This window comes from Protofrankia sp. CiT1 (assembly GCF_917627335.1).
In the GTDB taxonomy this organism is placed as follows: Bacteria; Actinomycetota; Actinomycetes; order Frankiales; family Frankiaceae; genus Protofrankia.
Map to the genome: position 1 here is coordinate 1 of NZ_CAKJTP010000198.1, position 6,012 is coordinate 6,012.

6 protein-coding genes are annotated in these 6,012 nt (G+C 73.0%); 5 read left to right on the forward strand and 1 reads right to left on the reverse strand.

From position 1 onward, the window contains the following. Nucleotides 1–148 precede the first annotated feature (148 nt). The 5 genes from MJ785_RS19675 to MJ785_RS19695 all read left to right on the forward strand — a co-directional run bounded on the left by MJ785_RS19675 (nucleotide 149) and on the right by MJ785_RS19695 (nucleotide 5,064). A complete protein-coding gene (locus tag MJ785_RS19675) occupies nucleotides 149–1,834 on the forward strand; it encodes a class I adenylate-forming enzyme family protein (RefSeq protein ID WP_239382192.1) in 1,686 nt (561 codons plus the stop codon). Further along, nucleotides 1,831–2,463 (forward strand): metal ABC transporter ATP-binding protein, encoded by a 633-nt coding sequence (locus MJ785_RS19680; protein WP_239382194.1) that lies wholly within the window; start codon nucleotides 1,831–1,833, stop codon nucleotides 2,461–2,463. Before MJ785_RS19675 ends, MJ785_RS19680 begins: the two co-directional genes overlap by 4 nt. A gap of 1 nt (nucleotide 2,464) precedes the next feature. Further along, entirely contained in the window at nucleotides 2,465–3,352 is an 888-nt protein-coding gene (locus tag MJ785_RS19685; protein WP_239382196.1) for a metal ABC transporter permease, read from the forward strand. Beyond that, the gene (locus tag MJ785_RS19690; protein ID WP_239313295.1) at nucleotides 3,273–4,088 is read left to right on the forward strand and encodes a metal ABC transporter solute-binding protein, Zn/Mn family; all 816 of its coding nucleotides are present in this window, start codon (nucleotides 3,273–3,275) and stop codon (nucleotides 4,086–4,088) included. Before MJ785_RS19685 ends, MJ785_RS19690 begins: the two co-directional genes overlap by 80 nt. A gap of 217 nt (nucleotides 4,089–4,305) precedes the next feature. Then, nucleotides 4,306–5,064, forward strand: a complete 759-nt coding sequence (locus MJ785_RS19695; RefSeq protein WP_239313297.1) for a zf-HC2 domain-containing protein — start codon at nucleotides 4,306–4,308, stop codon at nucleotides 5,062–5,064. Between the two features lie 31 nt (nucleotides 5,065–5,095). Here the strand turns inward: MJ785_RS19695 and MJ785_RS19700 are convergent. Beyond that, a partial coding sequence (locus MJ785_RS19700; protein ID WP_239382198.1) for a sulfurtransferase occupies nucleotides 5,096–6,012 on the reverse strand: 917 nt, incomplete at its 5' end.

Genomic DNA, 6,012 nt, shown 5'->3' on the forward strand with positions numbered 1-6,012 from the left:
ACGAGGCGCTGGCCGCGCTCGCCGCCACCGGCGGCACCGCGGTGCGGGTCTGCCCGCGGCCCGGGCTGCTCGCCGGTGATCCGGCGGCCCGCCCGCTGATCGAGATCGACGGCTGTGCCTTCGTCCGCCCGCCATGGAGGTTCACCCGATGACCGCGCTGGAACCGGGACTCGCGCAACCAGACCTGCCCGGACCGGCCGCCTCGGTGCCCAGCGTCCTGCCGGTGCGCGATCTCGTTCCGCCCGCGCTGCGCGCCTGGTGGGCGTACGCCGGTTTCTATCCGGGGCGGGATCTCCACACCCTGTTCACCGAGAACGCGCTGCGGCACCCGGACCGGCCGGCGGTCATCGACGACGACGGCGAGGCCACCTACGCCGATCTTGCCGCCCGGGTGTCCCGGCTGGCCGGCGCGTTCAAGACGGCCGGTATCCGGCCTGGCGAGACGATCGCCGTCCAGCTCCCGAACGGATGGCGCCCGGTCGCTGTGGATCTCGCGGCCGCCGCCGTCGGAGCGATAGTCCTCGCCTATCCGGTCGGACGGGGCCGGCGGGACACGCTCGCTCTGCTCGCCCGGTCCCGAGCGGCCGCGGCAGTGGTGCCGCACCGGCATGGAGACGTCGCCCCCGCGGACGTGCTGCGCACGCTGCGCCGCGACCTGCCCCACCTGCGGATGGTGATCGCGTCCGGGTCCGGCGCCCCGGACAGCCTGGAAGACCTGGTTGACTCCGGTCCGCCGCTGGCCCGCGGGGAGCCCGTCGACCCGGCCGCGCCAGCCCGCATCCTGGTCTCCTCCGGGTCGGAGGCCGCGCCGAAGATGATCGTATATTCGCATGACGCGCTGGCCGGCGGGCGCGGGGCGTTCATCGGTGCCCTGCATGCCCGGCCAACGCCGATGCGCAACTTCTTCATGGTGCCGTTGGCGTCCTCGTTCGGCTCGTCGGGCTCCGCGGTGACCGTCGCCCGTTTCGGCGGCACGCTGATCGTCTGCTCCCGTTTCGAGGCCGGCCGCGCGCTGGCTGCCATCGACGCGCACCGCCCGCACCTGGTGTTCGGCGTACCGACGATGTTCGCGATGATGCTCGACCATCCGATGATCGACCGGGTGGACATGTCCTCGCTGCACGCGGTCGTCGCGGGCGGCTCCCGGGTGGACCCGGCCACCGTACAGGCCTGCCGGCAGGCCTTCGGCTGCGGGTTCGTCAACTGCTACGGTTCCGCCGACGGCGTCAACTGCACCACCGATCCCGGCTGCCCGCCGGCGGAGGTGCATTCGGCCGTCGGCCGGCCGAACCCGGCGGTCGCCGCGATCCGGGTCGTCGGCGAGGACGGGCGGGACGTGCCCGTCGACGGGGTCGGGGAAATCTGGGGCCTGGGGCCGATGAGTCCGCTCTGCTACGTCGACGCGGATTTCGACGACCGCTACCGCACCGGTGGCGGCTGGGTGCGCACCGGCGATCTCGGACGTGTCGACCGCGACGGTTTCCTGCACGTCGTCGGGCGCCGCAACGAGATCGTCATCCGTGGTGGACGGAACATCAGCCCCGTGGAGGTCGAGCTGCTGCTGGCGCAGCATCCCGCGGTCCGTCAGGTGGCCTGCGTCGGCGTCCCTGACCGGATCATGGGCGAACGGCTGGCCGCGTGTGTGGCGACGAAGGACGGAGCCGCGGCCCCCGCCCTCGGTGAGCTGACGGCCTACCTCGCCGACGCGCACGGCCTGGAACCGGTCAAGTTCCCGGAAAGCCTGCACATCCTCGACGAGCTGCCGCTGTCCGCGGCCGGCAAGATCGACAAAAGGTGGCTGCGGGAACAGCTCACCGGCAGTGGGCCGCGGTGAGCTCCGCGGCCATCCACTTCGATCGCGTGACCTGCCGGTACGGCCGGCGCACCGCGGTCGACAGCGTCGTTCTGGATGTCGGCGCCGGTGAGCACCTCGCCCTGACCGGAACGAACGGATCGGGCAAGAGCACCCTGCTGCGCGCGGCCCTGGGCCTGCATCCCCTCGCCGGTGGCTCGGTGACCGTCGGCAGCGTCGCGGCCCGCACCCGCGCCCAGTGGGCGGCGCGCCGCCGGCAGGTCGCCTGGGTTCCCCAGCGCCTGTCCCCCGGCCGGTTCCCGTTGCTGGTCGACGAACTGCTCGACAGCGGCGGGCATCCACCCGCGGCCCGGGAGGCCGCCGCCGGGCTCGGTGTGGCAGGGCTCGGCGGCCGGCCGCTGCACACCCTGTCCGGCGGACAGCTACAGCGGGTGTTCCTCAGCCGTGCCCTCGGCGCGGTCGCCGCGGGCGCTCAGGCGCTGTTCGCCGACGAGCCCACCGCGGCACTCGACTTCGCCGGCCAGGAGCAGGTTGCCCGGCTGCTCACCCGGCTGCCGGTCACGGTCGTGGTGGTCAGCCACGACCGGGCGATGGCCCGGTCGTGTGACCGGGTCGCCGAGATGGCCGCCGGCCGGCTGCGGGTGATCTGACATGTACCGTCTCGTCGACCTCCTCGCGCTGCCCGCCGTCCAGCGCGGCGCCGTGGGTCTGCTGATCGCCGCCGTCGCGCTGCCGATCGCCGGAGTGTTCATCATCGGGCTGGACATCATCGCCGTCCGGTTCGCCGTCATGCACGTCGCCCTGCTGGGGATCACGGTCGGCCTGCTCACCGGGGCCGACCCGACGCTGTGTGGGCTCACCGCCTGCGCGTTGGCGGGCGCCGGGGTGGCGCCGTTCGCCCGGCGGCCCTCGGGCCTGCCCGGCGCGATGGGCCTGCTGATGACGTTCGCGATCGCTGGCGCGCTGCTGGTGCTGTCCCTCTCCGGGGTCAACGCCACCGGCGCGTTCGAGCTGCTGTGGGGCTCGATCCTGGCGGTCCGCGGCGTCGACCTGGTCGTGCTCGGCATCCTCGCCGTGGCTGTCCACCTGCTCTACCGGCGCCATCGGCGCCAGCTCGCGCTGCTGCTGTTCGACCGGGAACTGGCGCTGTGCTCGGGAGTGCCCGCGGACGCCCTGATGCTCGCGCTGCTCGTGGTCGTCGCGGTCGCCATCGGCGCCGCGATCCGGCTCACCGGCGCGTTGCTGGTCGACGCGCTGACCATCCTGCCCGCCCTCGGCGCCCGCGCTCTCGGCCGCTCCCTGCGGTCGATGGTGATCTGGTCGGTCGTTCTCGGGCTGCTCGGCAGCACGGTGGGATTCACCGTCGCCCTGCTGGTCGACCAGCCTCCCGGCCCCGTGCTGGTCCTGGTCGCCGGTGCCCTGACCCTGCTCACCTATCTGATTCCTGAAGGAGCAACGGATGCGCGTCCTTCGCGCCGCCGCGCTGACCGTCCTGGCGACGATGCTGTCCCTGTCGACGATCGCGTGTGGCAGCACTGACAACCCGTCCGCCGCAACCGCGGCCGGGACTCGGCCGGCCGGTGCGACACCGGCCGCGGGACCGACAGTGGTCGCCTCGACCAGCTGGGTCGGTGCCCTGGCGAAGGCGGCCGGGGCCAGGAACATCACGGTCATCGCACCCGCCACCATCCAGCATCCACCGGACTTCGAACCCACCCCCGGCGATCTCGTCAAGGTCACCGGTGCCGACTACATCCTGTACTCCGTGTTCGACGGTTTCGCCGCCAAGCTCAAGGCCGCGGCTGGTGGAGCGGGCCGGCTCGTGCCGGTCGAGCTGGAGAACACGCCGACAGCGATCAGATCCGAGGTGACCCGGCTCGGCGCCATGTTCGGTACCGCCACGGCGGCCACCGCATGGTTGTCGCTGTTCGACAGCGAATACGCCGCGCTGTCGGGCAGGGTCAAGGCCGCGCTGCCGACGCCGGCACCGACCGCGGTCGCCCACCTGTGGATGGCCTACTGGGGTGCCTTCGCCGGCCTGTCCGTCGTCGGCACCTACGGCCCCCAGCCGGTCTCGGCCGGGCAGCTCGCCGATCTGTCCGCGAAGAGGCCGGCGCTGGTCCTGGCCAACGCACACCTACCGAGTGTCAACCCGGACATCCCCGGCTCGACCCGAGTCGAGATCATCAACTATCCGGACGCCAGTCTCGACCTGCTCGAGGTCTTCCGGACGAACACCGGCCGCATCATCGCGGCGTTCTCCGCACAGCGCTGACCCCGCCGCTGGCTCCCGCCACTGACAACCGGTGCTGACAACCGGTGCTGACAACCGGTGCTGACAACCGGCGACAGCGACGCGAGGTAGGTGCCCCAGCCCCGCGCCGCCGGGCCCCTGTCGCCGATCACTCCTGGCCGCCCAGGCCGCGGCAGGATGAAACGGGTGAAAACCACGCCCCGGGAACCGGACAGCCCGAACGCGCGACTATTGGCAGATGGACTGCAGTACATGCCGCGAAGCGGTCTCAGCCCGCCTCGACGGGGAGAGCGAGTCCCAGCCTCCCGAGCTGATCGACGCCCATCTTGCCGGCTGCGCGCGGTGCCGCGCCTGGGAGGAGACGGCTATCGCGCTGGGCCGGTCGCTGCGGGTGGACGAGGTGTCGGCCGTCCCCGACATGGTCGACGCTGTCATGTCGGCCCCGCCGGCCCGCTCCCGCGGGCCGCTCTCCCGGATCGCCCTCGGCGGCGTCGCTGCCATCCAGATCATCGTCAGCCTCAGTCAGCTGCTCGACGGGGCAGCCGCCGGCGCTGAGGGGCACGGCGCCGAGGGGCACGGCGCCGGCGGGCATCTGTCACCGGCGCATCTGTTCAACGAGAGCGCGGCATGGAACCTCGCGCTGGGGATCGGGATGCTGTGGGCGGCCATGTACGCACGGCACGCGGCTGGCCTGCTGCCGACCATGTTCGGCTTTGTTGTCGCGCTCACCGGGCTGTCAGCTCACGATCTCGCGGTGGGCGCGGCACCGTGGAGCCGCATGATTACTCATCTGCCGCTCTTCGCCGGGCTGGCTCTGCTCTACCTCATAGATCGTGACGAACACCACCGCGGCAGGCCGGTGCCGCGCTGGCCTACCGGTCAGCCGGCCACCGACAGCGAGCAGGAGCCAGCACCGGAGCGGACGGCGCAGGATCTCCGGCCTGGCCGGCCAGACCGCCCGCCGCTACGCTCGGTGAGTCACCACCGTGCCGCGTAAGAGCGCCCGGCAACAGGGGCGTGGATCACGGTCATCCGCTGCCAGTGCCACCGGTGGCGACGGGCCGGTCGGGGTCGGACGACCACGCCGACCACGAGCCCGCGAACAACGCGGCCTCGATCCCGGCCACCGCGAGCGCGGCGATCTGGTGGGCCGCCGTCACCCCGGATCCGCAGTAGACCCCGACGGGTTCTGACCCGTCGACACCCAACGCCACGAAACGGGCACGCAACCGGTCCGGGGACAGGAAACGACCGGTCCCGTCGAGGTTGTCCCCTGTCGCCGCGCTGACCGCGCCCGGGATGTGCCCCGCGCGCGGGTCGACGGGCTCCACCTCGCCGCGGTAGCGCTCCGGCGCGCGGGCATCGAGCAGGACACCCGCGCGGGCCACCCGGGCGGCGCCGTCGGCGTCGAGCAGCGGCAGGTGTCCCGCGGTGAGCACGACGTCTCCGGGGACCGGGACGGTCTCCCCTGTCTCGATCGCGAAGCCGGCCTCCCGCCAGGCGCCCAGCGCGCCGTCGAGGATGCGCACGTCGTCCACGCCCGCCCAGCGCAGCAGCCACCACGCCCGAGCCGCGGCCTGTCCCCCGTTGTCGTCGTAGACCACGACCGGCCGGCCGGCGGTGAGCCCCCAGCCCTGGGCCGACCGCTCCAGCGCCGCCACGCTGGGGAGCGGGTGCCGGCCGGCTCTCCCGCCTGGTGCGGCGGCGAGCTCGGTGTCGAGGTCGACATAGACCGCGCCCGGCAGGTGGCCCGCGCGATAGTGATCACGGCCGTGGGGGTCGCCAAGAGCCCAGCGGACGTCCAGCAGCAGCGGCGGCGTGGCCGACAGCAGCTCGTCGTGCAGGCGCTCCGCGCCGACGAGGACCACGGATCCGCTGGGATCGCCCCGCCGCTGGGAGCCGCCGCCGATTCCTCCGTTGACGACATGTCTGGCGCTGATGGCGC

Excerpts from the sequence above, each read along its gene's own strand:
- MJ785_RS19675 (WP_239382192.1), top strand. The coding sequence starts at position 149 with ATGACCGCGCTGGAACCGGGACTCGCGCAACCAGACCTGCCCGGACCG.
- MJ785_RS19685 (WP_239382196.1), top strand. The coding sequence starts at position 2,465 with ATGTACCGTCTCGTCGACCTCCTCGCGCTGCCCGCCGTCCAGCGCGGC.
- MJ785_RS19690 (WP_239313295.1), top strand. The coding sequence starts at position 3,273 with ATGCGCGTCCTTCGCGCCGCCGCGCTGACCGTCCTGGCGACGATGCTG.
- MJ785_RS19695 (WP_239313297.1), top strand. The coding sequence starts at position 4,306 with ATGGACTGCAGTACATGCCGCGAAGCGGTCTCAGCCCGCCTCGACGGG.